The organism is Klebsiella spallanzanii, from assembly GCF_902158555.1.
In the GTDB taxonomy this organism is placed as follows: Bacteria; Pseudomonadota; Gammaproteobacteria; order Enterobacterales; family Enterobacteriaceae; genus Klebsiella; species Klebsiella spallanzanii.
On the sequence record NZ_CABGGS010000005.1, the window covers coordinates 15974 to 40451 of the forward strand.

The following is a 24478-nucleotide window of genomic DNA, read 5'->3' on the forward strand; positions in this document are numbered from 1 at the left end:
GCATTTCCGCCGCAGCCGAAAATCAGCCGCGACTTATGCCTGCGGCGGTGTGAAAAGCGCCGAATAGTCACGATTGCAAATACGCTGTACCGCCGGATGCTGGATCATGCGTTCGGCAAAGATAGCGTGATACTCTTCCATGACGTTATCCATCCGCCCGATCTCGACTATCGTCTCATCATTATAGAAGTCATGCGCATACAGCGTTGGCGCGACAAATATCGCGTTGTGCGCCGCGCCAAAGGCTTTCATCAACGCCGCATCATCAAACTCGCCCAGAATTTCCACCTGCAAACCCTGCGAGTTAAACCAGTTGAGCAGTTTGCGCCCTAACATGGAACGGCGGCCGGGGATCAGCAAACGTCGCTCTTCGAGGCAGGCCGGGAACGGCTTTTGCGGCGGCGGATTCATACACCAGAAGCTCACGCTGCATTCACCGATTTTCACTGAAAACAGCCCCTCCTGCTGGGTTGAGTCGATAGGGCAATCGGAGATAATCATATCGAGCTTGTGCTGGCTTAGCTGTTCCAGCAGCATTTCGTGAGTCGATTCAAAACAGCGTAAATGGATCTGTTCGTTATCGACGACAGCGGCATCCAGTACGCCGCTGACCAGCCTTTTCGACAGCGCGTCCGCAACGCCGACATCAAACAGCAGGTTAGACTCTTTGCGATAGTTAACGATATCCAGCATTTCCTGGCTCAGCGTAAACATGCGATCCGCATAGCGGAACACCAGTTCTCCTAATTCGCTGGGCTCCAGCCCTCTTCCTTTACGCTTAAATAACTTCCCCTGTAGACGTTCTTCCAGCGCCTTAATTTGTCCGGTAATGGTTTGCGGCGTCAGGAACAACGCTTCCGCCGCGCCAACCACGGAGCCTTCTTTGTAGACATGCCAGAAGTAGTACAGATGGTTGTAGTTGATATGCGACATGCTTCTCTCCCTGATAATGTCCAGGAGAGCCATAGCGGCTCTCCATGAGATGTTAAGCCGCGTAGCCCGAATCCGTTACGCGCTTACGCAATATGATGTATCCCGTGACTGCCGATAATATCGATCCAATCAGGATGCCAAGCTTAGCCCAGTTGATCAATCCGGGGTCAACGCTGCCGAATGCCAGGGTGGCAATAAAAATCGACATTGTGAAGCCAATCCCACACAGAATGCCGACGGCCATAATCTGCTTACAGGTGGTCCCCTCCGGCAGAGAAGCCCATTTCAGCTTCAGCGCCAGCCAGCAGAATGCGCTAATCCCCAGCGGTTTACCAATAAACAGCCCAGCAATAATACCTAACGGTAGCAGCGAGGTCAGCCCTTCAACCGTGACGCCTTGCAGAGAAACCCCCGCATTGGCAAAGGCAAAGAGCGGCAGGATCATAAATGCCACCCACGGATGCAGTGCGTGCTCAAGCTGCTTCGCCGGTGATTTGCCGTCCTGCTCTTTTAGCGGGATCATAAAGCCCACGATAACGCCAGCAAGCGTCGCGTGAACTCCCGATTTCAGTACCGCGGTCCAGAGCACGGCGCCGACCAGAATATAGATACCGGTGCGCCTGACACCGCTCAGATTTAACACCGCCAGTACGGCGATAGCCCCGGCAGCAACAATCAGTGACACAACGGAAAGATCGTGTGTGTAGAACAGAGCAATGATGATAATTGCCCCCAGGTCATCAATGATAGCCAGCGCCATCAGGAAAATCTTCAGCGCGGCGGGAACACGGTTACCCAACAGCGCCAGCACGCCCAGCGCGAAGGCGATGTCGGTCGCCGCCGGAATCGCCCAACCCTCTCTGGCAATCGGATCCTGGCCGTTAAACGCCAGGTAGACCAGCGCCGGAACCACCATGCCGCCCAATGCCGCCACAACGGGAAATACGGCCTGACGACGGCTGGCTAGCGCTCCCTGATTCATTTCCCGCTTCACTTCCAGACCAATCAACAGGAAGAACACCGCCATCAGCGCATCGTTAATCCACAACAACATGTTCTTGTTGATCTCTAATGCGCCCACGCGCAGCTGAACCGGCATTTCCAGAAAAGAGTGATAAAAAGCGCTGGTCGCGCCGATATTCGCCAATAACATCGCCAGCACAGCGGCAAAAATTAAGATAATGCCCCCGGAAGCATCGCTATGAAAAAAACGCTGCAGATGTTTCACTTTTACTCTCACCTTGTCGGCAAATAACTCGATAAAAGTATAATACAGGCGGCAAAACATCGAAAAAACAAGTTTTAAATTGCATTAATGATCGGTTTTTACGAATTAAATGCATTAAATAATTGATAACATCAATGTCATGGGAGTGTCAGGGTCACAGAGAAAAGTTTAAAAGTGGCTGCGATTATTGTATTCATACTTCAAGTGATTCAGCACAGCAGTCACATTCGCTGGCGACATCCGATTCAGATAAGCCAGAAAAGGGTGTTGAAAAACATACTGTATAAATCCACTCGCGCTGCGTAAGGTCGCATGCCGTAACATGCTGGTTTTCTTAGTTCCAGTCAGGTTGCATACGGCCATTGCGTAATCCCTGGTGGAGAAGGTTCGCCAGATGTTGTTACGAATCCCGCCGCTGTAAAACAGACGTGGAGGCATATCTCTTTGCGGAGGAGTCGAGCCCCGTTCTCTGACAAATGAAATATGGCAGCGCCCCTGCTGGACATCGAGTAGATTCGCCATCATGCAGCCGCCAAGAATGAAACACTCATGATCGAGGTAATGCTGTACGTTAAGAGAGCGTTCGTCAGTTAACATCCTCACCAGTTCAAAGTGCCGGTAGGCGGGTAAAACGGGTTTAACCAACATTCCTCGTTCATGCTGATGCAGCGCCGCCGGGCCGTAATCAATATCGAACAGCGCTGCGCGCCGTCGCATAGTGAGTATTTCTTTGCGCTGAACAAGATGCGTGAGGGTCCCTGGAGGTAATCGTTCTTCATATTGCGATTGATACTGATACTCCGCTTCAACTGGCTGTGAGGTATAGTTCGTCGAAATAGCGATAACTTTTCCGCTCCCTTCCTCTGCGGTCACCAGTACATATAGACGGTTTTCTCCGCCATTAAAACCGACGCTGAATGCCCGAGTGCTAAGGGCAATATCAAATGCCGGGAATGAAAAATCACGTTCTGCCAGGCCAGCCCGATAAGATAAATTTCTCAGTTCACGACTTAACGTGGTGTTATCGATCGCCAACAGAGTACGAATTTCATTGAGCGAACTTTCGTCTTTGATTAAAGCCGCAAGATGTTCTTGCCGGGAAGTGACTTTAGCGTTGTTGGGTATGATAAATGTCTTTTTGCAGTCACGACACGACATTCGGCGCTCACCCTGTGCGGAATAGCCGTAGCGTTTAAGGGAAAAACCACCGCACCCAGGACACTGCTTAATCAATCCTTTCCATCCAAGGTTTACCGTATGACGAAAAGCATTAAGCGATTTACCCGAGATAAGCGGAAAAAGGAAACCGCACTCCCGACACAATATATTATTCCCCTGGCAAACATAATCAGGGCTATTAAGTACACCAAGATTTTTACACCCCGGAGTTTTACAACTATTAACATTAACATCGTTAAACATATTCACTCCCTGCGAATATTTACATCAGGTCACCATGATTTTGTTACTGTTACCTGTTAGACGTAAAACACGCACTCACCATGGCGCAAATGCGTATAACCAACGATTCGGTTAACTTAGAGCCTATCCCACCAGGCGTTATTGGCGCAGCCAGTTCGAGTACTGCCCAGGTCCAAAATGGCAAGTGAAATAGTCCTAATGGGATAGACTCTTATTCTCCTGTTCATCCGAATAATCATTCACAAATAAAAATACCTGACTCAGCGCCAAGACGCTGAATCAGGTGGGCAATGCCCTAAGTGGCATACTATGATTTTATTATTATATTCGCTTATCCCCAGGTGACGGGCGTAGGTTTATCACCTCGAGCTTTCATTAATGAGTCATTATCAATATCGTTCTTATATTTCAGAAATTCAGCATAGATTCGCTTCTCAACTTCAGGCTGTTTGCCCATTTGATTTAGCGTTTCTGCACGATCCTGCTTCAGATTATAAAGATATTTAGCCTTACCTTCACGGTCAATAATCATTTTCCAGTCGCCATCGCGAATCGCCCACTCGTCCGTGGGATCATCCTGAAACGGCATATCAATACCAAAAATTAACGGCTTCTCACGCTTAAGTTCTTTCTTTTCCAGCACCGGAACCAGGGACTGGCCGTCATAAGCACGATCCGTCGGTAAAGAAAAATGCATCATTTGTGCCAGCGTAGGTACCCAGTCCAGACCCGTTACTGGCGTTTCTGATACCATCCCCTGTGGAATGTGCTTACCGTATTTGATAATCGCCGGAACGCGAATCCCGCCCTCCCAAAGATTATCTTTACGTCCACGCAAGCCGTCGGTTTCACCAGCAAGGTTCAGTTCATAAACTTTCCGTGCTTCGCGAGTGACCGGACCATTATCACTGGTAAAAATTACGATCGTATTCTCTTCTTCACCCATCGCTTTAATTTTATCGAGGACCTTACCTACCTGAGCATCCATGTAGCTAATATTGGCATAATATTCACCTGCACCGCGCCAGGGTTTATCTGCCCAATCTCCGTAGAACAAATCAGGGTGCTGCTTCGCATAAGCGCTGATATAGGGCGAGTACATATCAAGATACTGCTTCGGCGAAGCCAGCGGGCTGTGTACTTCGGTAAACGCGACATAGAGAAAGAAAGGCTTTTCATCTTTCTTATTATCCAGCCAGTTCACCACTTCCGAACTCACCAGCTCACCGCTGAAGGTATTTGCCCGACCGATAGGTTTTTCGTTACGCGTAAAACCGGTGGGATAGACCATACCGTAGCGAGGTCGCTCTTTTGCGCTATCCAGAGTCGAATCAGTAACGAAACCCGCGGTATTCACCAGCCTGTAGTCAAACCCCATATCCTTAGCCTGCGGCTGATCGGTACGATCGCCGCCAGCATTAAGATGCAGTTTGCCCATAATCGCGGTATCGTAACCTTCCTGCTTCAGCAAATTAGCAATCGTCAGCTCATTACGACCTAAAGCAACATCTTTACCATCCGGGATCCACGATCTTATACCTGTGCGAAACGGCATTCGTCCGGTCAATAACCCCGCGCGTGAAGGCGAACATAACGGCGCCGGGGCGTAATAATCCGTAAACCTCACCCCTTCCTGAGCTAATCTGTCGATATTTGGAGTTTTGACAATTTGATGGCCATAGGCCGAAAGATCCCCGTAACCTAAATCATCTGCCAGAATAATCACTAAATTAGGCTGTTTTTCTGTCGCCGCCTGTACCGTTGATAATGTACTTCCGGCACATAGCGCAAGCCCAATCATGCTGGCTACTATTTTTCTGTTCATTCTCACTCCTTTGATTAATAAATTATTTCATAACCAGAGAAATTAATTTATCAATACATTAAAATAAAAACCTGAATCAGGCTCACTCAACAATCTATTATCCATATCAATTCTATTGATGGGGTGGATATTTTATCCATGCCGTCACGATTTTTACCAGTGTATGGAAAGTCACAGGACTGTCACGTGACCTGAATCCCAAATATCACTGGAACCTTCTTATTAACTCATTAACATGTCATCGTGTGTTGTTTTGCGAATGCTATCTATCTAAATATACTCACAATGGATTAACCTTAATAAAAAGCGCTTTAAGTTCAACCATCATAAAATGTTGCAATCACAACACCATGAATAATGAAATAACATAAGGTTACCCGGTCGCAAGCAACATTAAATGACACACCTGGCCAATAACCTTGTAACCATGTAATTTCTGCGACATCTGTCACCTAAGAATTAGCTTCTTCCCCCATAAACTATGGTTTTAATCGCTATATCTTTTAACGCCTCTACAATTAATTATCTCCGGGATGAGTTATGGAAAATAAAATATTAATAAGAAGTTTACTGAGCGTTTGTGTACTGTTGTGTAGTGTAAATAGTCATAGCGCCGAGCTTAAACGCGTATATGGAAAGATTAGCGCTGGCTATGGTGACTGGAATAAAGGTTTTGTTAACGTTGGCAGGGGTGAGGTGTGGAAAATCGTTGCTGATTTTGGTGCCGTCTTCGATAAAGGCGAATTTGCTTCATTTTATGAGATGAACGTACTCAATCATCCGGTTGAGGGGCGAAATCACGTCACACAATTTTTAGGTCATTATCGACCAATCGACGGTTCTGATTTTACGCTAATGATGAAACTCTACATGTCGATGGAGAATAAATTCGGCGACGAACTTAATATGATGTATGGACTGGGATATTTAGGTCTCACTGGACCGTCTGGTTTTATTAAACCATACGTCGCCGTGCATAATCTTTCTAATGATTATAATTCAAAGAAATATGGTCAGGCCACCGGCTGGAATGGCTATGTGGTAGGTTGGGTTGCGGCTCACAATTTTCAGGTGTTCGGGGAAAAATTTGTTATTTCTAACTGGAATGAATTTGAGATTGATAGAAATGACGCATATGCAGAACAACAAGGCGGTGATTTTGGCATCAATGGCGCAGTGACGCTGGCATGGAAGTTTATGCCTCGCTGGACAGCGTCGGTCTCATATCGCTACTTCCGGAATAAACTGGGATGGGATGATTATAGCGATCGCATGAATTATCTTATCGGCTATGAATTCTAACTTTTAATCATAGGTTCTAATTTTATAAATACCACAAATACTCGACTTAATGAGTAGAGACACGTGACTAAACTGCAGAATGGATCACTAAAATGAAAGTATCTACAAAACTATCGTTATCGGCGCTCTCAGTATGTATTGGATTCAGTGGCGCAATGAGTTTCTCCGCCAATGCAAAAGATATTACTATCTATTATACAAACGACTTACATGCCCATGTCAGCCCCGAAATAATACCTTACGTTGATAAACCCCGCCCTGTTGGAGGGTTTGCATCAATATCAAAAATTGTCAAAGAGGCGAAGAAAAAAGATAAAGATGTCTTTTTCTTTGACGCTGGAGACTATTTTACCGGCCCATCGATTAGCACTTTAACTAAAGGTGAGGCAATTATCGATATCATGAACACCATGCCTTACGATGCCGTAGCCGTAGGCAACCATGAATTCGATCATGGTCATGAAAATCTGGTTACACAGCTTAAAAAGCTCCAGTTTCCGGTTCTATTAAGCAGTGTCTTTTATAGTGGTTCAGATAAACCATTAATCAATACCCCCTACACGATTGTTGAAAAAGATGGTGTAAAAATTGGCGTTATTGGTATGCATGGTGTTTCCGCGTTTTACGAAGCGATTGCGGCGGGCGTGCGCGATGGCGTGGATTGTCGGGACCCCATCCCCTACGTCAAAAAAGCGCTCACAGAGCTAAAAGGGAAAGTCGATCTTACCGTACTGCTTGCCCATGAGGGTGTTCCCGGTCGCCAGTCCAGTAGTGGGGATGAGGATGTTGCTCGTGCGTTGAAAACAGATATAGAAATGGCTGAATCACTGCAAGGCTATGGTCTTGATGTGCTTATCACCGGACATGCGCATAAAGGTACGCCTGAGCCAATTAAAACAGGAAATACGCTGATCGTTTCAACGGACGCTTATACCATCGAACTGGGTAAACTGGTGCTCGACTGGAACCCGGAAACGAAAAAAGTTGATAATTATGATGGTAAGTTGATTACCCTGTACGCGGATACGTATAAACCCGATCCGGACACGCAGGCCAAAATCGACGAATGGAATACCAAGGTGAAGAGCATTACCGATGAAGTAGTCGGCCATTCGCCAGAAGTATTAACACGTTCCTACGGTGAGTCTGCGCCAACGGGCAACTTAATTACCGATGCCCTGCTATATAAAGTCCCCTATGCCGATGCATCATTTTATAACGCCGGGGGCATTCGCACCGAACTCCCGAAAGGCAATATCACCTATGGTGACGTGCTCAGTATGTACCCATTCACCAACGATGTGATGAGTATGGAGATTACCGGAAAGGATCTAAAAGCGATCATGTCCCACGCCGCGGATCTTAAAAATGGCATACTGCACGCTTCAAAAACGGTCCAGTTTAAATACGATAGTAGTAAGCCTCTTGGCCAGCGTATTGTGTCCTTTGATATAAAAGGCAAAGCGGTAGAAGACCAAAAGACCTATACGGTTGCCCTGGATTCATTCATTGGTAAAGGTGGTGGCGGCTTTAACTTCACCAAAGGGAAAAATATTAAATATATTAAAGGGCTGCAAACTGCCGATGCGATAACCGATTATATCCGACATATTGATAATATCGTTCCTGATCATACAATGCGCGTTGACGATATAAGTAAGTAGCATTCGCTGGCTCAATCATGCGGCGGTAAGCGCTTCAGTATGATTGAGCCATTGCCTCATTCAGCCCATTCAATCATAAACAATCCGCAGCAGCGTCAGCTGTTTATCCTCATCCAGATAGCTCTTTTCAATTGTGGCATGGGGAGCGGACATAGGCACAATAAGATTCTCCACGGTAACATGGCGCTCAACGCCGTCTTTTCGATGGCATAAAATCTCAGAGGTTCCCACTTCATTCCAACAGCCCGCCATCACCACGCTTCCGGTAAATCGAAGCTGGCCACCGGAAGCGGCTAATGCGCAGCCGATAAAGAACAACGGTAATGATACGGCAGGGATTGCACGACGAACGAGGGGCATTTTATCCATGATTCGGCAGTCCTGTATTTGAACTCACCGGGGCATACTCACCCCGGAGCCTGTAGCCCGCTTCAGCCTTTTGCTTTCTGGATTGCCATTTGCAAAGCGTCCTGCGAAGAACTACCCGGCATGACCGATACACGATTAGCCTCTGGTGCTTTTGCCTGCGGCATCACAACAAACGCGGGGGTTCCGCTAAAGTTCATATACTGGGCCAGCGCCTGATTCATCATCAGCGCATCATGTACCGCGCCGCTCTCCTGCGCCTGTTTGACCTCAGCAATCTGCGCCTTCGTCAGATAGTGCTGCGCCAGACCATAGACATCCTGCTCTGTTAACGCCCCTTCTACTTTTCCCGTGGCATAGAGGGCGTTATGCCAGTCGAGATATTTCGTGCCGCCATCGGTTAGCCAGACCTGCTCGCCAACCCGTGCGGCCAGGCCGGAAACCGGCCAGCGAGAAGAGAAAATGGGAAACTCTTTAAAAATAAAGCGCGTATCCGGGTTGGCTTTCACCAGGCTCTCAACTACCGGAGCCATCTTGCTGCACCATGAACACTGGTAGTCAAAAAACATCACTACCGCGGATTTGGCATTAGCAGGACCAACCGATGGACTATTGCTGCTCAACAATTCAGCCTGGTACTGTAATGCCAGCTGCGTATAGGCCTGCTGTTGGGCAATTTGTTGACGCTGGTGCAGCGTTTCGCTGGCCGCTATCAAAAATTCGGGATGATTCGCCAGATAAGTCGCCACCGCTTCACCGACCTTATCAGGGTGGCTGACAATGTACGCTTCCGCCGCAGGGCCTGGCTGCGACGCCGGAGCGTTATCAGCCGCCAGAGCCGGTAATGAAATCGCGCCGCTCACCAGCGCCAGCACTGCCATACGGGGCAGTTTTAAAGATGAATAGTACATAAAGAAACTCTCATTGCAGGGGGTAAAAAGGGTGGCGCGAAAGCTGTACGTTTGCCGTTACCGGCGACAGCACCCGGCCATAATCATTGATACTTTGCCAACGCACAGCGCAGCGGGTTGCCCGTCGGCACCATGTGGTTTTACGCGTGGAAAAAGGGGCGACAACCCCCGCCGCATCGACGGGATTGCCGTTGACGTTGAGCAAGAAAAGCGTGACGTAATAAGGACCAGGGTTCTGTACCGTCAATCCATCTGGCATCAACGACCAGCGCAGCTGTCGGTACGCCTGTTGCGCATTGCCCGTCAGGCCCGTTGGGCGATAGATAAATTTCAACGCGGAACGAAACGCCATCTGAACGCTGTTGACGCCAGGTTTCCCGGACGGTATTGCAGCGATACTCAGAGTAAACAGGCTTTCCCGGTCAGCAGGCAGCCGAACGCCGGTCCAGGTGACTCGCAGCGTATTTTCTTGCCCCGCCGCCAGGCGAAACAGCGGCGGCGTGATGATAAACGGGGGCTTGCTGACGGGTGCGATCGCCGCGCCCGGCCAGCGCTGGGCCGACTGAATATGACTATCAATAAGCCAGTCGTCAGCAGAGGTGTTGCTCACCGGAATGCTTAACGTTGGCATCTGCGCGCTATAGATAAAACGCGTTCCGCCAATCACCACGCCAGCCCGCGCCTGCGTAACGGATAGCAGCAAAAACAGATAAAAAAGAAACTTATTCATAGGCCAGAATAAACGTTGCGGAAGCATTAGCCGTTCCGGCTGTAACCACGCCGCCATCAGCAATATAGCGAGCATAAAACTGCAGATTTGCCGAAGCCTGGCCCGACGTAAGCGCCATCACTTCGCTCTCCTGCCCTAACGGAATCAGATTTTTATCTTTGTCATAAAGACCAATACCAATTCCCGATGCATCGTCCACCCCTTCGGTCACCGCCAGCAGATCCGTATTTCGTCCATCCGCCGTTCCGCTGAAGCTCACCGTGACGCCGCTAACTGTGCTACCGCAGTTCTGTAGATTGATAGCAAAGGATTGCCAGGCGGAACCATCGCCAGCCTGATAGAACTGCCGATTCGACACGCTTCCCATATCAACATCGATATTCTCTGAATCCGGCGATAGCGTGCAGGTATTATCAGTGATAGAGCCCGTCACATAGACCCGCCCGTCATGCGCCCCGGCCTTACCCAGCGCCAGAGCGAAGTACGCCACGCAGGCAACATAGAGATGTTTGTTCATCGCGCACTCCTACTCATATTGCAGGTCGAAATACATCACCGCCGTAGCGTTGCCGGAGGTCACGGTAGGTTGAGTGGATTTGTAGCGAATATAAAAAGAGAGCGTATTGCGCCCAGCCTTCAGCGGATAAACCACCGAGTCGCTGTTATTAATACTGACGTCATCCTGATCCTCGTCGAGCAGCTCCACGCCGACGCCGCTGGCCAGCATACTTTCGCTCCCCATGCCGGTATCCGTCAGCGCCAGCAGCGACGGGTCGTCGCTATCCGCCGTACCGGTAAACCAGATTTTGGTCCCGGTAATTCCCCGCGAGCAATTTTTCAGGTTGATGTTAAAGGGCTTAAATTTCGTCGTCGTTCCGGCTGAGGGAAAATCCTCAACCGAAAACTGACCTAAGTCGATACTCTGGCTGAGGCTGGAAATCTCAACATCGCAGGTTTGTGCGACGATGGTGCCGGTAAACTCCAGGTTATTGCCGGTATCATCAGCCTGGCAGAGCGAGCACCAGCAAAGAAGTGCCAATAAAAGGCCGCATTTCACGTTCATTTAGTCGAAGTCCACCCGCAAATTAGCCAAAGCGGTAAACACACCTTCGGCAGGCGTTTCTCCCGTCGTGCTGACAGGATATGCCTGTAGAACAATATTGGCTTTTCCCGCATCGTTAGTGACGAAAGGCTCTACGCTGCTGGCATCGTTTGGCGTCAACACCGCGCCGTCGTTAGTCTCAACCATAACGCCTACGTCCGGGTTATCCGATGCGATAGCCTGATTGACGTGAGTGTCCGCAGTCGCCACCAGCCGCAGGCTCAAATTGACCTGCGAATCCACGCCGCTGCATTTCACCGGTACGTTGAATTTTTTACTTCTGACGCCCGTCGGTTTCTCGCCTGCGCGGGTAAAGCCACCGCTATACAAAGAGCCGAAATCGACGAGAATGGTCTGCCCGGCATTGATCTCGCAGCTTTGTGGAACCGTCACCGTGCCGCTGTAAATAATGTTGTAAACCACATCGCTAAGCGGATCGTTAGCGCTCGTGGTGACATACACGCTAAACATGGTTTTCGGCGCGATATTGACGGTACCGACGAAGGGTTTAACGATCTTGAGCTGAAAAGTCAGGTTTGAATCGTGAATGGGAAACGGCACGTTGTTATTCACGCTGTCGTCATATCCCATATAGACATAGTTTGCCGGTGGATAGAACTCGCCTGCCGCCGAGTCCTCAATACGCATCGCCCCTTCGAGATAATCAGAATCCAGCTTGATGTATTTCCATTCTCCGCTGGTTTCAGCAATGGGCCAGGAGGTGACATAAGAGCGATAGGTATGCCCCGTTGGCGCAGAATTCAGAGGGCAAATAGCCTGAACGCTCACCTCCTGACTCTCCGCCAACTGTACCGTATTTCCGGACTGATTTTGCTCCGCCGTCAGCATCTTGCTCAGGTCATAATCAATGCTGGAAGGCGAACCATTATTGTTTTTACACACGTCAGCAAATCCAGTTCTGCTCAGCAGCAATCCCACCAGCAGGATAAATAGCAGGCGTTTCTTCATTTAGCGGCATTCCACATGTTGTCGTACCAGGGCTTGCCGGGTAGCGGGAAGTTGATAATGCACAAGGCACTGTTGAGAGGCTTCGCGGCCCCACTGCACCCTTAACGCCCCCTGCGGGTTAAGGCCGGATAAATAGACTTCACCATCGTCCCCGACGATAGCTTCCTGCACCGGCGCGTCCGTCGAGGCGGTGGCGCCGAAGGGTACTGGCTGCCCATTATGCGACAGCGTCAGGAGCGCGCGTTCACCGACCCGCGCCTTGAAACTGGCCAGCACCAGCGCCCCCTGCGTAGGCACAACGTTAATGACGGCATCGTCAATATCCACATCGTCGGCCATCGAGTTCACATCCAGGGCCATACGGTTTTGCCGATAGGTGGTGGCATAGGGAACCACTGCATAACCCCGACTATCGGTATGAATTCCCGGTTCATCGTCAACATTGACGTTCCCTGCCCCTGGAGCCGCGATCAGCACGTTGGTTTCGCCCAGCGGTTGGCTCAGCGTCACCCCATGCGAATGCGCCACAATGCCGCCGCTCAGGCCATAGTTCAGTTGCTGGTAATCGCCGTTATCGCTGGTGTTGTAGCCTGCGTTCACGTTGCCCTGAGCGCCATCATATTCAAGACTGGCGGAGCCGCTGTCTCCAACGCCATGGTTCTGATAGCCCTGCTGCACGCTGTAGCTGAGATTGTTTTGATCCAGCGCGGTGCCGCTGATTCCAGCGTTTTGGGTAACGCCACCGTGCCGATCGGTACTGGTGCTGAGCGTGGCGTAGATATTGTGATTTTTGTGGGTGATATCGTCATCATGATGCAGCCACTGGCTCAGCGGCAGCGAGATATTCAACGCAAAAAGCTGGTCGCTTTTGTCTTCTCCAGGCGCACGACTTTGGTTGTAAGACAGGCCCCACGAAACACCCGCCAGGGTGTCGCTATATCCCACCTGCATTAGCGTATTTTTTTCATCTGTATGCCAGTAGCTTTGCTGGCTACCGGTAATGTAAAGCGAGCCAAAATGACCAAGCTGCTGAGAAATATTCAGCTGAATTTTGCCGCGTTTGGTGTAATAAAGATCGTAGTAATCGCTCCAGCTACGCTGGTCTTCATCTTCATTGACCGGCCCGTTATAGCCTGACATCCTTTTCCATGCCGTATCATCGAGCGTATAAAAACCGGATGTCGAGTAGCGATAGCCAAGCAACTGGAAATTGGTTCCCAGGCTATTGAGTGATTTCGCGTACAAAAAGCGCAGGGATTGTCCCTGGTGTTTACTGTCATCCGCCAGAGTGCTGTACGCCTGAGTGATATCAACAGAGACTGCGCCCCAGTCGCCCAGGTTTGCGCCCGAGCCCAATGCCAGCGCACGATAGTCCGCAGAAAACTGCGTTCCGCCATAAACGGTAAAGCCGTATGGCAGACCCCACATCAGCGTCCCCTGACCGAACTTCACATCCTCTTTCTGGCTGCTATCGCCACGATAGCTCGCTACCGTCGCGGCGTACTTCAAGCGCCCTTCTCGTTGCAAAACCGGTACGGCAGAATACGGCACGCTATAGCGAGTCGTGCTGCCATCAGCCTCTTTAACTTCAACGCTTAAATCGCCGCTGGAGGCCGTGGAGTAAAGGTCATTAATAGTGAATGCGCCGGGGGAAACGTAGCGCTGGTCAATGATGTAACCATTCTGGCGAATCGTCACCTGGGCGTTGCTTTTGGCAATACCGTGGATAGTTGGCGCAAAGCCTTTCATACTGTCAGGCAGCATATTGTCGTCGGAAGCCAGCTGGATCCCACGAAAGGGCAGGCTGTCGAATACCGCCGACGGCGTGTAGCTATCCCCCGCAGTTAGCTCGCTTTTCAGCGTCGCCAGATCGCGCTCCAGGTAGGTGCTGATATGCTGCCAGTCGCTTTTATTGTTCTCATTAGTGCTGTTGTAGTTCCACGTTGAATAGTTACGTAAACGCCAGGCTCCCAGATTCAGCCCGCCATTCAGACCAAGAAACCAGGTGTTATCGTTCACGCCGCCTTCGCTGCGGTCCCGACTATTTGCGCCGGTAAACGTATAATTGAGCAATAGCGCATTGATCCCCTCGTCCCAGTATTTCGGCGAGATATAACCTCTGGCGCTATTTTTCATCGCCGCTTGAGGGATACTGATATTCAGGCGCTGCTGGGTGAAATCGAACCGCGAGTAAGCCGCCGGAATCGCGGCGGCGATATCCGCACACCCATCGGATCCCGGTTTCAATAGCGTCGGAAAGGCCTCAATATTGACCTTCATCTCGCTGAGCATGTCTGGCGTCAGACAGGCGCTAAGTCCAGTATCATCGCCTGAAGCCTGGGTCGCCGTTGGGGATTTTACAGCATGAAAGGCGATATCACGGGTTGCCAGAAAAGCGCCGTTCAGATACACATCTACCCGATAGACGCCGGGTGCCTGGCTGTTGCCTTCAAAACGCGAAAGATCGGCGATCTTTGACGGATCGTCGGATAAAAATGCGGGATTAAAATAGTTGTCCGCCCAGCTCTTCGGCAGCGCCATGACGCTCACTAAAGTGAGAGTCAGCCCCATCAAGACCGGTTTACTGACGGGTGGTGAATGAGGCCTCATTGCAGCGATTTCCGGCACAGTATTAACGGCTCTGACAGGCTTGTGCTGGCGTTGTCGCACCAAAGTCATTTACCGTCTGAAACGACAGTTGGCTCTCTGCGCTCTTTAAAGTCAGCTCGCCTTTTGGCGCGACCATCGTATTAGGAAGTTTCTGGCTTCCAGCATGAATTTCTACCAGTGAAACATAGTAGGGAGAGGGGTTCGTTATCGTGATTCGGCCATTTTGGCTATGGCAACGAAGCAGGCCAGGGGCATCTGTCGACAGAACGGGTAAATTCTTCGGTCGGATAAAAACTTTAATTACGCTTTGAGTCGCAATTTGCAAAGAGTTGCTCGCCAGCCTGGCTTTATCTACCGAGGGGATAGCTTTACTGTTGAGATAAAAAACGCTTTCCCGATCGGTTGGCAAAGAGGGTCCAACGTACATAATTCGCAGCAAATTCTCTTTTTTCGGCTGAATAACAAATAGCGGTGGCGTCATAATGAAATCAGACGTCCGGCTACCGTCAGCATTCGAGATCCATGACTGGATTAAGAAGACATTGCTATCAGAGGAGTTAATCACGGGAAGAGAGACTTGCTTGCTCCCCTGCGGATAAATGACTCGTGTAGAGCCCAGCGCAATGCCACCGGCCCAGGCCAGGTTTACGCTCCCCCAAAAGGCCAGCAGCAGCGCTAAAATCGGTATTGTTCTTTTAATCATTGTCTACATTTTCAGAAGATTTCGGTTCGCTATGCGCACATAACGTCTCTTCCGTACGACATATACGGAAGAGACGTTAAAAAAATCAGGAGTACACCATGCTAAAGGTCGCGGTTGCTGAAACATTGCCTGCGACGACCGCGCCGGTGGCAATATAATCCACGCTCAGTGGGACAACGTTTTCGCCGTTAATTAAGGTCACGGTGCCTGAAGTATCGCCAATATTCAGCGTCTGACCATCCGGACCATACAATTGCAGAGCAACGTTGGTCGCCGCGCCAGCACCAGCGGTGTTGGCCAGGGAGCCAGAGAGCGTACCGTCCTGCTGACCATTAAAAATAACCGCAGCTTCCTGGCTTACCGTGGTGTCGCAATCTTCCAGCTTGATAGAGAAATCTTCTTTTTGATTCGCGGTCATCCCCGCTGCCGTTAATTTGCTGGCGCGAACCTGGCTTAGGGTAACCGTTTGATCAACAGAATCAGCGGAAACAGAACAGGCGGCATTCACAACCTGGCCGACGAAATTAACGGTGCCACCGGATACGGTCGCAGTATCTGCAAATGCAGAGGACATCATGCTGCCCGCAGCAATAGCGGTCACAACCATGGCTAATACATGCTTTTTCATACAAACCCTTTTAAATTTAATAAAAAATTAGTGTTATAATTTGAAAAATATCAGGCATCGTCGGGCAATCGCTTTCGCCAGAACGATTTTGGGGATTTTGGATTTTATATGCCACATGGAAATATCAACGTAATTAATAACGAATTAATTTACCCACCAAAAATCGGTTTTCCCCAAAATGAATACTCTGACATTGATCAATTATTATGAATAGAACGAATAGTTGCAATCATCAGTCGCTGTTTTTATAGGACCACATATAACTGCATGTTTTATAAAGAAACTAAAAATAAGACATCATCTACGCCATAAGCACTATTGACATGGTTTCTAATACATGCGTCATTCTGTGTTCATCATTAAAATCAGCAGCATGTTTAAGAGGGTGTTTAAATAATGTAAAAAACACCCCTGACTTTGGTTACTTAATAAGCCATTGGTAACTTTTTCATATCTAACAGCCGTCCGCCTTCGATATTAATATAACCACCCTTCTTAAGTTCAGAAAGAAGCTTCATCGTGCGGCTACGGGATATTCCCGTTCGTCGTTGAATGAAGTTAAGTACGTTAATACTTTGCCGATACTCACTCGCATAGGCCCAAAGCTCTATTAATAACGATCTCACCTTCAGATAAGAATCCACGCCAACCAGCTCACCATCCCGCACATTCATTACCATCAGACGATAGGCCAGTATTCGCGCAACATCGTGCCAGAGGTCGCACTCATCGGCGACCTTAATAAAGTCAGGTAGAGAAACAGCACGCCCTTTGCACTCTGTTTCTGCAATCAGGAAGTGCTCAGGCCAGGCAGAAACACCATAGGTAGCCCCGTAGCTATCAACGAGTCCGACAACAGAAGGAGCGAAAGCAGATAAAACATGCAAATTGCTGCCGCAGCGGCAAAATGAAAATATCCCGGATTGCAACAGAACTATTTTATGTTGACCATCGGAATTCAGAAAAAACTCATCTCCAGGCTGCAAATAAAAAGGTTGGCCAAATGACCATAACGCAGAGAATAGCGCGTCAAGTGCAGCATGTGGTTTAGCCTGCTGAGAGAAAAAATATGAGTGCAAGCCATTCTCATTATCATTATCGGCAACATCTAATTTCATTTTTATAAAACCATAATCATAAGTCAATCAACGATATACACACAAACGGTCAGCTTCAATTAATAATAAATAAAAACACTTAGTAGTATATCTATATGGTTCAAGCACAAAAACGCAATACTTAGCATAATAAGTAAATTCTTAATTAGAATACAAACAAAGAACAATCAAGCATAAAACAAAATATTAACAAGAGAATAAAATTACAAGTGAAATTATTCCCAGCGAAATAAACAGCAATGTAAAAAACAGTGATTCAGAATATTACACACTCTGAATCACTGTGAGTAAGGCACTGTTTTCCACGCTACATGGAGAGGTATGTTGCGATATTAGCTAAAGTACGTTGGTGCAGAGTAATACTCGACCATCTTTTCCGCCAGCCAGCCGCCATCTTCCCCATTAGAGTGAATAGTAGTAATGCTGACCGTTGAACCTCCGCCCCAAAGCACCGAGAAGACATTGTAGTCAGGCAGGTTCAACGCCTGCATCTGTCCCCAGTCATAGCCATCATCCTGGCGTAAAAAATCGCCTACCGTCTCCACACCATAGGTCGCACTATTGACGACCGTATTCAGCAGGTCGGAAGCAATGGTACTGATATCGCTACCGATACGCGCATCCCCCATAAAGAAGCTTCCGCCTGAGGCAAAATGCGCTGACGCAATTTTGCTGGTGCCTTCGTCCACGGTAGGCATATGTCCACCAGGAATTTGCCACAACATTGCCGGTTTATGCAGGTCTTTAGCCGCTTGTTTTACCATGCCTAAATAGTTAAACCAGCATGTTGCATTCCAGCCATAGTGCGCCAATGCATCAGGACTAAAGCAATCGCGTTCAAATTTATCAAAAGCAATAAAGTCTGGCGCATATTCGCCGCTATAAACTCCCAGCTCATTAATAAATTTCGCAATCTCTGTCCCCTGAGCCACAGGATCGGCATTCGCTCTGAGCACCCAATCTGCCGTGCCCGTCGCCCAAACGTTGGTTTGCCAGCCGAACGCCACATCCGGCGCAAACTGCCGAACAATGTAGTTAATAGCCTGAACATAGCCATACAGATCGTTACTGAACTCCGGCAAGACCGGCGCGCTGAACCCAGGAATAACAGGTAAAGCGTTTATCGCTGCCGCCAGTTGAACATTAACCTGCACGCTATTCGCTTTACGTACTGCGGTATAGCCGTACGGCTCCTGCTGCATCGCGCCGAGGAAATCCGGGTTCAGAACAAAGGTTGCGGGTACAGGGTGTTCTTCATCTTTCCAGGACTGAGCTGCCAGACACTGGGTGATAAAGTTGCCAAAATGATTCCGCAGCCGCTGGCCGTCCTGAAGATCGGATAGCGCACTACCGCCGCTGGCATTGGCGGTATAAACCACCATCACCGGCATCACTGAACGACCGCCCTCTTGTTCAATCTCTCTCACCAGAGGTACGGTTTTATGAATCGGTAAAGAATCATAATCGAGGAAACCGTCGCCGTTTTTATCGACTTCCGCTGCCGGGATGGGATCGCCGCCGCCGTCAAAACCATCATATTTAAACAAAGCGCTAAAAGGCACGTCGCGATACAGCGATACGGTTTCTGCGGCATTCACCGTTACCCCACCGTGGGCGAGATAGTCCGGCCAGCCTTTGACCTGCAAGGGCACGCCCTGGATAAATTCCAGAGTAATGCTGTTAACACTTTTCAGCAGCCGCAACGGCGCATCCAGCTCACAGCGCCATGGCGTTCCCGCAACGTAAACGTCATCCACCATAACGCTGTACTGACCCGGCGCCAGACGCATTGCCAACGTTTGTTGACGCGTATCGCTCTCCAGCATCAGGGTATATTGATATTGACCGCAGCAGAACAGATAGCGCTGAGGAGCCACGCCTTCTGGCAAACCCAGTATAGTGGCCTGCACCTCGACAAAATCCCTGCTATCAATCTCAGTCTGCTGGAAACCGATATGCACCTCTTTCACCTGCCCCTGCGTAGGGGTAAAAATGGTCGGTTGAGCGAGAGTGGCAATCATCTGGTTATTGATAATGGTGTGCTGCAAACAAATCGCATAGCTATGGCCCGCCATAAGTTGGGTCACCAGCTGCATTTGGTTAACGGGTAGCGTCAACGTCCTTTCGCATACGCCAGCTTCGGACCACAACTCAACAACCATTTCCGCGCCGGAAAAATCGGGGGCATCAACATTGAGACGCACGGAAGCAAACTGTACCGGTGTCTGGTAGGCAACCTGGCAGGTTTGTGAGTCATCCCCGGAAACAAGCTTGAGCGAAAACGCCGATTCAGCTGGCGTAATCCGCATATCATCATTGCACAGCTCCAGTACGGTGATAGCGTAATCACCAGCGCTAAGATCGGCGATGATTAATGACTGTCCCCACTCGCCAGCAAAGCGTTGTGAAGTCGCATCTGGATAACGTAGATCGATGGTCGGCTTAAGCGTTGTGCTTTCTGTTAATACCGGAAATTTAACCTCGATTTTTCCCTGACGACCGGGATCGTGTGCCAGCGTTGCCGTTAAGTCGCTCATGGTGACCGGCGTCTGGGTAGCAGAGAGGTAAAACTGCAATTCGGCGCTGCCTCCAGCCTTCAGCAAGAGCTCCCCATCATTATTAATGGTAATCGTGTTTTTCTCGATGGGCCACCCGCCATCGCTGCCCAGGGTCACAGGCTTATTGCCTAATAATGAACCGCTAAATGGGCTGTAAGGATCAGGGTGCGCGCTGGCGGTAAACGCCAGCTTGAGTTGATTAAGATCGATAGATTGTGAATAGAGGTTGGTCAATGTTAGCGTTATTCGTTGATACCAACTGCTCGTACTCAACTGACTCGCCGCAATAGTTATCCCCCCACCTTCAACAACGGAATTATCATCCTGACCTTCAGGCTCTGGTGATTCGTCTTCCGTTTCTTCTTCGGGGGGAATACCAGCTTCAGGTTCGACATCATCATCAACTTCATCATCCGCAGGAACTTCAGGTTCGGCTTCATCTTCATCTTCATCAGCCGTCTCATCCTGTGCCGCTGCGGCTAACGTTAATGTGAACGTTGAGATTTTTACTGGAACCTGAGTGGCCGCAAAGCTGAAGAATAATGTGCCGCTTTCACCCGGCTGCAATAACAGCTCTCTGCTGTTATTAATAATAATTTCATTAACATCGAGCGTCCCCTGCGCCTTACCGCTCAACGTTAGCGGCATATCGCCTTTCAGGGTGCCGCCAAAGTTTCCCCACGGATCCTGGTGGCCAGATCCGGTAAAGCCGATTGCCGCATGATTTATATCCACGGCGCGGCTATTTTCATTGGTGATGGTTAAAGTGACTTTTTGATACCAGCTGTTTACATCAATCGGACTGTTTTTAATCGAAACGGTCATCGCCGAAATTCCTCATTCCCTTGGTGGAAAAAAGCCCCGGAAACCGGGGCTTGGTTATGGAGCCCAATATTTTTCGTTTAATGAAAAATATTAGTAAGCACCGAGGTCAGTCCATGCTTCACCAGAAGCGCAGTTCAGGTCTGGCTGCTGGCCCTGAGACCACCATTTCACCTGGTAGTTATGACCATTCCAGCTCACGATTTCGAAAGTACCCCAGCTTCCGCCATAAACGGTGTTTGTATCCCACAGCGCGTAAGGTGTGGTGTCCGCATCAGATGAGGTCTCATCATCAGTCGGGGTGGTATCTTCTTCAGGTTCTACTGGAACAACGGTATCTTCCTCTTCTTCCTCTTCCGGCTCAGGCTGAACCTGAGATGCTGCCGGGGCTGCGGTCAGCACGAAACGCTGCTGAGTTGACGGCTCACCCCAGGTATCGCGAACAAACAGAGTGAACTGGAAGGCCGTTTTTACAGAAACTTCTGGTACAACGAACTCAATCACGGCAAGAGTTTTATCCGCAACGGTGATTTCAGAAGGAACGCCCCAGCTGTAGGTAATGTCATCTTCGTCTTCGTCAGATGAACCTTCACCAGACAGTTGTACAGTGGAACCGCCAACAACGCGCAGTTCAATTGCCGCTTTCGGCGCGTGGTTTACATCAGTCGTGGTTTCTTCTTCTTCTTCATCTTTCTCTACGTTGATGCCTTCGAAGTAGAACGGATCCATATCGACAACTTCAGAAGAAATCTCGTAACCCAGACCTTCACGTGCGGCGTTAACCAGCACGCCGTTATCCTGATCGATAGTCCAGGTGAACATGCCGCCCAGGCCCAGTTTCGCTGCGTATTCGCCTTTGGCTTTTACAGCGCGCGGGGTATCCAGGGACATAAACAGCTTGGATTCCGGGTTGTACAGGTAGTCGGCGTCAGCCACCTGGTCGGTGTAGACGTTGAAGCCGTTACGGCCTTTCTGGTTTTCCAGATCCAGATAGTTGTAAATCACGTCGTACCATTCGTTGGTACCGGATTCAAACGTACCAGTGGTGTCGCCAGTACCTGCATTATAGGTACCTTTCAGAGGAGACAGGGATTCCAGCTCAGCGTTGCGGCCGTTACGGGTGTAGCCTGCGTAACCGACATTGATACGGTCAGCCGGGAAGCCTTCGGACAGCAGATGCTCAACGATAGTGTTGACCGCCCAGCCGCCTTCTTCGATGGCTTTCAGGTTGGTGTGGTGCGCGATAGTTTCAGCCCACGGCGTGCCGAAGAAGTCATAGGTCATCAGGTTGATGCCATACAGGCCGGCGTTCAGCAGCGCTTTCACATTGGAGTAACCGAAAGTAGTCACGACCGCAGAGCTGGCGATAGAGATTCTCACATTGCTCAGGCTAGCGGAATCCAGCTGTTTACGCAGCTCAGCAATCAGCAGCGCATAGTTTTCACCATCTTCCGGACCACATGGGTTACCGGCACCTTCCGCGTTCGGGTATTCCCAGTCGATATCCACTTCGCTGAACATCGGGAACTGTTTGAACAGTTTCACTACGCCTTTGGCGAAAATTTTACGAGCGGAATCAGAAGCAGCGGTCTCGTGGAAACCGTTACTCATGGTCCAGCCGCCGATGCTCATGGACAGCACCAGGTCATGGTTCTGTGCTTTTGCTTTTGCCTGCAGATCGCGCAGACCACCGAGCAGACCCTTAGTGTTAGTCTGAGTGACGGTTTTCGGATCAACATCCCAACCGCTCTCGGTATGACCAACGTTCACGTAGGACTGGAAATCGCCCCACGGATCGAGGAAAGTCGGCTCGTACTGAACTTTACCGCACAGATCTGCGCCTTCAGCAACAACATCGCGAGACAGACCGTCAACTTTGTGGAAACCGGTCACGCCAACAAAACCGACGATAATTTTATCGTATGCCGTTGGAGAAACATTAGTCAGATCGTAACCACGACCACGGTTATCTTTCGAATCATCTCCCTGCAGGCGACCATCGTACTGAGACCAGTCGGTGTAGTAACCGAATACTTTTGGTTTAGTCGTAGAAGCTTTGTATTTGTTATAGACCGGCTTCGCGACACGTGCAGAAGTATAGCTGTACGCGCTCACTTCTTTTGCTGGGTTAAAACCATCGGCAGCATTGCTGGTTTCGGTAAGAGTATCGCCTTGAATCAGTTTGCTAGTAGCCATTTTTAATTTCCTTTTAAGTTTGAAAAATTGTCGCAGTTCGTTCTGCGGGACCAATAATCCAATGCTCTCGAGATAATGGCTAATCACCAATCATCACAAATTCAGAACATCGGGAAAATTATTCTCATGATGTTCGAATGATGTTTTCAGTCGTATTTCCATCAGCCTATTTACGTATCTCATCAACGTCGCGTGTAAAAAATGAGCAGCATCTTAAACATCACTTATCACCCAGTTAAACATCATTTAATTAACACGAGATAATGTGATTATGCTCTCACCTTCAAATAACAATACAATAATACCGATGACAAATAATGGATTAAGACAATTCTCGTACAATATATTCAACACAGACAATCAGGATGTATATATCTAAAGGACGACGATATGAAAACTTATCTCATCAATAACAATTGCGTTTATAACGAAGGAAAGTATGAACTGAGAACCACCTCAAACTCACAGGTCATTAAAATGACAGCAATGAGAGCGAAGTGCCTTAGCTTCATCATCGAAAACTCCAGCATGGATATTATCGAACGGCAAAAAATAACCACAGAGTTATGGGGAAGCCGTAGTCACTTTGTTAACGATGCAAATTTAACACAGATACTCTACTTAATCAGACGTGACCTGAAGGCACTAGGGATTAATGACCTATTTATTACCATTCCACGACAAGGAATTCAGGTTAATAAAGAGATCTCTATCAAAGCAATGGATAGTGAGAAGAAAGGAAGCAAAAGACAGGTTATCCGAAAAACGCTGGCAGCGTTAACCACCGTATTTTCTGTAACATTAGGCACGATGATGTACATGCATATTCATTAATTCAAGGAAATGAAAAATGAACCCAATCATTGATGGTATTTTAGTAATGGAAGGCGGTTATATCCTGAATCCTAAAGATAAAGGAGGGGCGACTAACTGGGGAATTACTGAAGCAACGGCTCGCGCCCATGGTTATACAGGAAATATGATCGAGCTAACACGAGCAGAAGCATTCTCAATTCTTGAAGAAGATTACTGGATCAAACCAGGATTTGAACAAATAGCCAACTACTCTTATCCGATCTCTTTTGAGCTCTGTGATGCTGCAGTTAACATTGGCCCACATTATCCGTGTTTATGGTTGCAGCGCTGGCTAAATGCGCTAAACAAGGAAGAAAAAAGTTACCGGGAGATCCAAACTGATGGCAAGATTGGTCCTCGAACCCTTGCCGCACTCAAGCATTACCTGACATTAAGAGGTCAACAGGGTGAAGAGGTTTTGGTGAAAGCTCTAAACTGTAGCCAGGGCGCTTACTATCTGGATATAACAGAAAAAAACAAACAAAATGAAGAGTTTATTTTTGGCTGGATGACTGCCAGAGTGACATAACACCGCT

20 protein-coding genes are annotated in these 24478 nt (G+C 48.8%); 4 read left to right on the forward strand and 16 right to left on the reverse strand.

Going from position 1 to position 24478, the window contains the following annotated elements; translation table 11 throughout:
• Positions 1 to 33 precede the first annotated feature (33 nt).
• The 4 genes from nhaR to FN082_RS07495 form a co-directional block, all read right to left on the reverse strand.
• Entirely contained in the window at positions 34 to 933 is a 900-nt protein-coding gene (gene nhaR, locus FN082_RS07480; RefSeq protein WP_139536884.1) for a transcriptional activator NhaR, read from the reverse strand.
• A gap of 52 nt (positions 934 to 985) precedes the next feature.
• Positions 986 to 2161, reverse strand: coding sequence for a Na+/H+ antiporter NhaA (gene nhaA, locus FN082_RS07485; RefSeq protein WP_142981371.1), 1176 nt, complete (start codon positions 2159 to 2161; stop codon positions 986 to 988).
• Positions 2162 to 2329: 168 nt separating this feature from the next.
• Entirely contained in the window at positions 2330 to 3583 is a 1254-nt protein-coding gene (locus FN082_RS07490) for an IS1/IS1595 family N-terminal zinc-binding domain-containing protein (protein WP_142981372.1), read from the reverse strand.
• 331 nt (positions 3584 to 3914) lie between these two features.
• The gene (locus FN082_RS07495) at positions 3915 to 5408 is read right to left on the reverse strand and encodes a sulfatase family protein (RefSeq protein WP_142981373.1); all 1494 of its coding nucleotides are present in this window, start codon (positions 5406 to 5408) and stop codon (positions 3915 to 3917) included.
• Between the two features lie 540 nt (positions 5409 to 5948).
• Between FN082_RS07495 and FN082_RS07500 the strand changes: the two genes are divergently transcribed.
• Positions 5949 to 6710 (forward strand): outer membrane protein OmpK, encoded by a 762-nt coding sequence (locus tag FN082_RS07500; protein WP_142981374.1) that lies wholly within the window; start codon positions 5949 to 5951, stop codon positions 6708 to 6710.
• Positions 6711 to 6802: 92 nt separating this feature from the next.
• On the forward strand, positions 6803 to 8374 hold the full coding sequence (locus FN082_RS07505) for a bifunctional metallophosphatase/5'-nucleotidase (RefSeq protein ID WP_142981375.1): 1572 nt from the start codon (positions 6803 to 6805) through the stop codon (positions 8372 to 8374).
• Between the two features lie 69 nt (positions 8375 to 8443).
• Here FN082_RS07505 and FN082_RS07510 read toward each other — a convergent pair whose 3' ends face one another.
• The 12 genes from FN082_RS07510 to FN082_RS07565 all read right to left on the reverse strand — a co-directional run bounded on the left by FN082_RS07510 (position 8444) and on the right by FN082_RS07565 (position 23087).
• Positions 8444 to 8743, reverse strand: a complete 300-nt coding sequence (locus tag FN082_RS07510) for a hypothetical protein (protein WP_139536879.1) — start codon at positions 8741 to 8743, stop codon at positions 8444 to 8446.
• A gap of 62 nt (positions 8744 to 8805) precedes the next feature.
• Complete coding sequence (locus FN082_RS07515; protein WP_142981376.1) at positions 8806 to 9651, reverse strand: DsbA family protein; 846 nt, start codon at positions 9649 to 9651, stop codon at positions 8806 to 8808.
• 10 nt (positions 9652 to 9661) lie between these two features.
• Positions 9662 to 10381: a pili/flagellar-assembly chaperone gene (locus FN082_RS07520; RefSeq protein WP_139536877.1), complete on the reverse strand. Its 720-nt coding sequence runs from the start codon at positions 10379 to 10381 to the stop codon at positions 9662 to 9664.
• Positions 10374 to 10898: a fimbrial protein BcfF gene (locus FN082_RS07525; RefSeq protein ID WP_139536876.1), complete on the reverse strand. Its 525-nt coding sequence runs from the start codon at positions 10896 to 10898 to the stop codon at positions 10374 to 10376. Before FN082_RS07525 ends, FN082_RS07520 begins: the two co-directional genes overlap by 8 nt.
• 9 nt (positions 10899 to 10907) lie before the next feature.
• Positions 10908 to 11444: a fimbrial protein BcfE gene (locus FN082_RS07530; protein ID WP_142981377.1), complete on the reverse strand. Its 537-nt coding sequence runs from the start codon at positions 11442 to 11444 to the stop codon at positions 10908 to 10910.
• Positions 11445 to 12452, reverse strand: a complete 1008-nt coding sequence (locus FN082_RS07535; RefSeq protein WP_142981378.1) for a fimbrial protein BcfD — start codon at positions 12450 to 12452, stop codon at positions 11445 to 11447. It lies immediately after the preceding gene.
• Entirely contained in the window at positions 12453 to 15062 is a 2610-nt protein-coding gene (locus FN082_RS07540; protein ID WP_139536873.1) for a fimbrial biogenesis usher protein, read from the reverse strand.
• A 22-nt stretch (positions 15063 to 15084) separates the two neighbouring features.
• The gene (locus tag FN082_RS07545; RefSeq protein WP_139536872.1) at positions 15085 to 15765 is read right to left on the reverse strand and encodes a fimbria/pilus periplasmic chaperone; all 681 of its coding nucleotides are present in this window, start codon (positions 15763 to 15765) and stop codon (positions 15085 to 15087) included.
• 85 nt (positions 15766 to 15850) lie between these two features.
• On the reverse strand, positions 15851 to 16393 hold the full coding sequence (locus FN082_RS07550) for a fimbrial protein BcfA (protein ID WP_139536871.1): 543 nt from the start codon (positions 16391 to 16393) through the stop codon (positions 15851 to 15853).
• A 425-nt stretch (positions 16394 to 16818) separates the two neighbouring features.
• Positions 16819 to 17511, reverse strand: a complete 693-nt coding sequence (locus FN082_RS07555) for a winged helix-turn-helix transcriptional regulator (protein WP_139536870.1) — start codon at positions 17509 to 17511, stop codon at positions 16819 to 16821.
• Positions 17512 to 17843: 332 nt separating this feature from the next.
• Complete coding sequence (locus tag FN082_RS07560) at positions 17844 to 20894, reverse strand: chitinase (RefSeq protein WP_142981379.1); 3051 nt, start codon at positions 20892 to 20894, stop codon at positions 17844 to 17846.
• Between the two features lie 90 nt (positions 20895 to 20984).
• Complete coding sequence (locus tag FN082_RS07565) at positions 20985 to 23087, reverse strand: glycosyl hydrolase family 18 protein (RefSeq protein ID WP_142981380.1); 2103 nt, start codon at positions 23085 to 23087, stop codon at positions 20985 to 20987.
• 390 nt (positions 23088 to 23477) lie between these two features.
• Between FN082_RS07565 and FN082_RS07570 the strand changes: the two genes are divergently transcribed.
• Positions 23478 to 23921: a winged helix-turn-helix domain-containing protein gene (locus FN082_RS07570; protein WP_139536867.1), complete on the forward strand. Its 444-nt coding sequence runs from the start codon at positions 23478 to 23480 to the stop codon at positions 23919 to 23921.
• A gap of 16 nt (positions 23922 to 23937) precedes the next feature.
• A complete protein-coding gene (locus FN082_RS07575) occupies positions 23938 to 24471 on the forward strand; it encodes a glycoside hydrolase family 108 protein (RefSeq protein WP_142981381.1) in 534 nt (177 codons plus the stop codon).
• The last annotated feature ends 7 nt before the right edge of the window (positions 24472 to 24478 follow it).

What these genes read in the sequence shown, in the direction of transcription:
- FN082_RS07555 (WP_139536870.1), bottom strand. Translation starts at nt 17,511, where the DNA reads ATGAAATTAGATGTTGCCGATAATGATAATGAGAATGGCTTGCACTCA.
- FN082_RS07575 (WP_142981381.1), top strand. Translation starts at nt 23,938, where the DNA reads ATGAACCCAATCATTGATGGTATTTTAGTAATGGAAGGCGGTTATATC.
- FN082_RS07550 (WP_139536871.1), bottom strand. Translation starts at nt 16,393, where the DNA reads ATGAAAAAGCATGTATTAGCCATGGTTGTGACCGCTATTGCTGCGGGC.
- FN082_RS07535 (WP_142981378.1), bottom strand. Translation starts at nt 12,452, where the DNA reads ATGAAGAAACGCCTGCTATTTATCCTGCTGGTGGGATTGCTGCTGAGC.
- FN082_RS07495 (WP_142981373.1), bottom strand. Translation starts at nt 5,408, where the DNA reads ATGAACAGAAAAATAGTAGCCAGCATGATTGGGCTTGCGCTATGTGCC.
- FN082_RS07510 (WP_139536879.1), bottom strand. Translation starts at nt 8,743, where the DNA reads ATGGATAAAATGCCCCTCGTTCGTCGTGCAATCCCTGCCGTATCATTA.
- FN082_RS07505 (WP_142981375.1), top strand. Translation starts at nt 6,803, where the DNA reads ATGAAAGTATCTACAAAACTATCGTTATCGGCGCTCTCAGTATGTATT.
- FN082_RS07540 (WP_139536873.1), bottom strand. Translation starts at nt 15,062, where the DNA reads ATGAGGCCTCATTCACCACCCGTCAGTAAACCGGTCTTGATGGGGCTG.
- FN082_RS07520 (WP_139536877.1), bottom strand. Translation starts at nt 10,381, where the DNA reads ATGAATAAGTTTCTTTTTTATCTGTTTTTGCTGCTATCCGTTACGCAG.
- FN082_RS07525 (WP_139536876.1), bottom strand. Translation starts at nt 10,898, where the DNA reads ATGAACAAACATCTCTATGTTGCCTGCGTGGCGTACTTCGCTCTGGCG.
- FN082_RS07500 (WP_142981374.1), top strand. Translation starts at nt 5,949, where the DNA reads ATGGAAAATAAAATATTAATAAGAAGTTTACTGAGCGTTTGTGTACTG.
- FN082_RS07565 (WP_142981380.1), bottom strand. Translation starts at nt 23,087, where the DNA reads ATGGCTACTAGCAAACTGATTCAAGGCGATACTCTTACCGAAACCAGC.
- FN082_RS07545 (WP_139536872.1), bottom strand. Translation starts at nt 15,765, where the DNA reads ATGATTAAAAGAACAATACCGATTTTAGCGCTGCTGCTGGCCTTTTGG.
- nhaR (WP_139536884.1), bottom strand. Translation starts at nt 933, where the DNA reads ATGTCGCATATCAACTACAACCATCTGTACTACTTCTGGCATGTCTAC.
- FN082_RS07530 (WP_142981377.1), bottom strand. Translation starts at nt 11,444, where the DNA reads ATGAACGTGAAATGCGGCCTTTTATTGGCACTTCTTTGCTGGTGCTCG.
- FN082_RS07560 (WP_142981379.1), bottom strand. Translation starts at nt 20,894, where the DNA reads ATGACCGTTTCGATTAAAAACAGTCCGATTGATGTAAACAGCTGGTAT.
- FN082_RS07515 (WP_142981376.1), bottom strand. Translation starts at nt 9,651, where the DNA reads ATGTACTATTCATCTTTAAAACTGCCCCGTATGGCAGTGCTGGCGCTG.
- FN082_RS07490 (WP_142981372.1), bottom strand. Translation starts at nt 3,583, where the DNA reads ATGTTTAACGATGTTAATGTTAATAGTTGTAAAACTCCGGGGTGTAAA.
- FN082_RS07570 (WP_139536867.1), top strand. Translation starts at nt 23,478, where the DNA reads ATGAAAACTTATCTCATCAATAACAATTGCGTTTATAACGAAGGAAAG.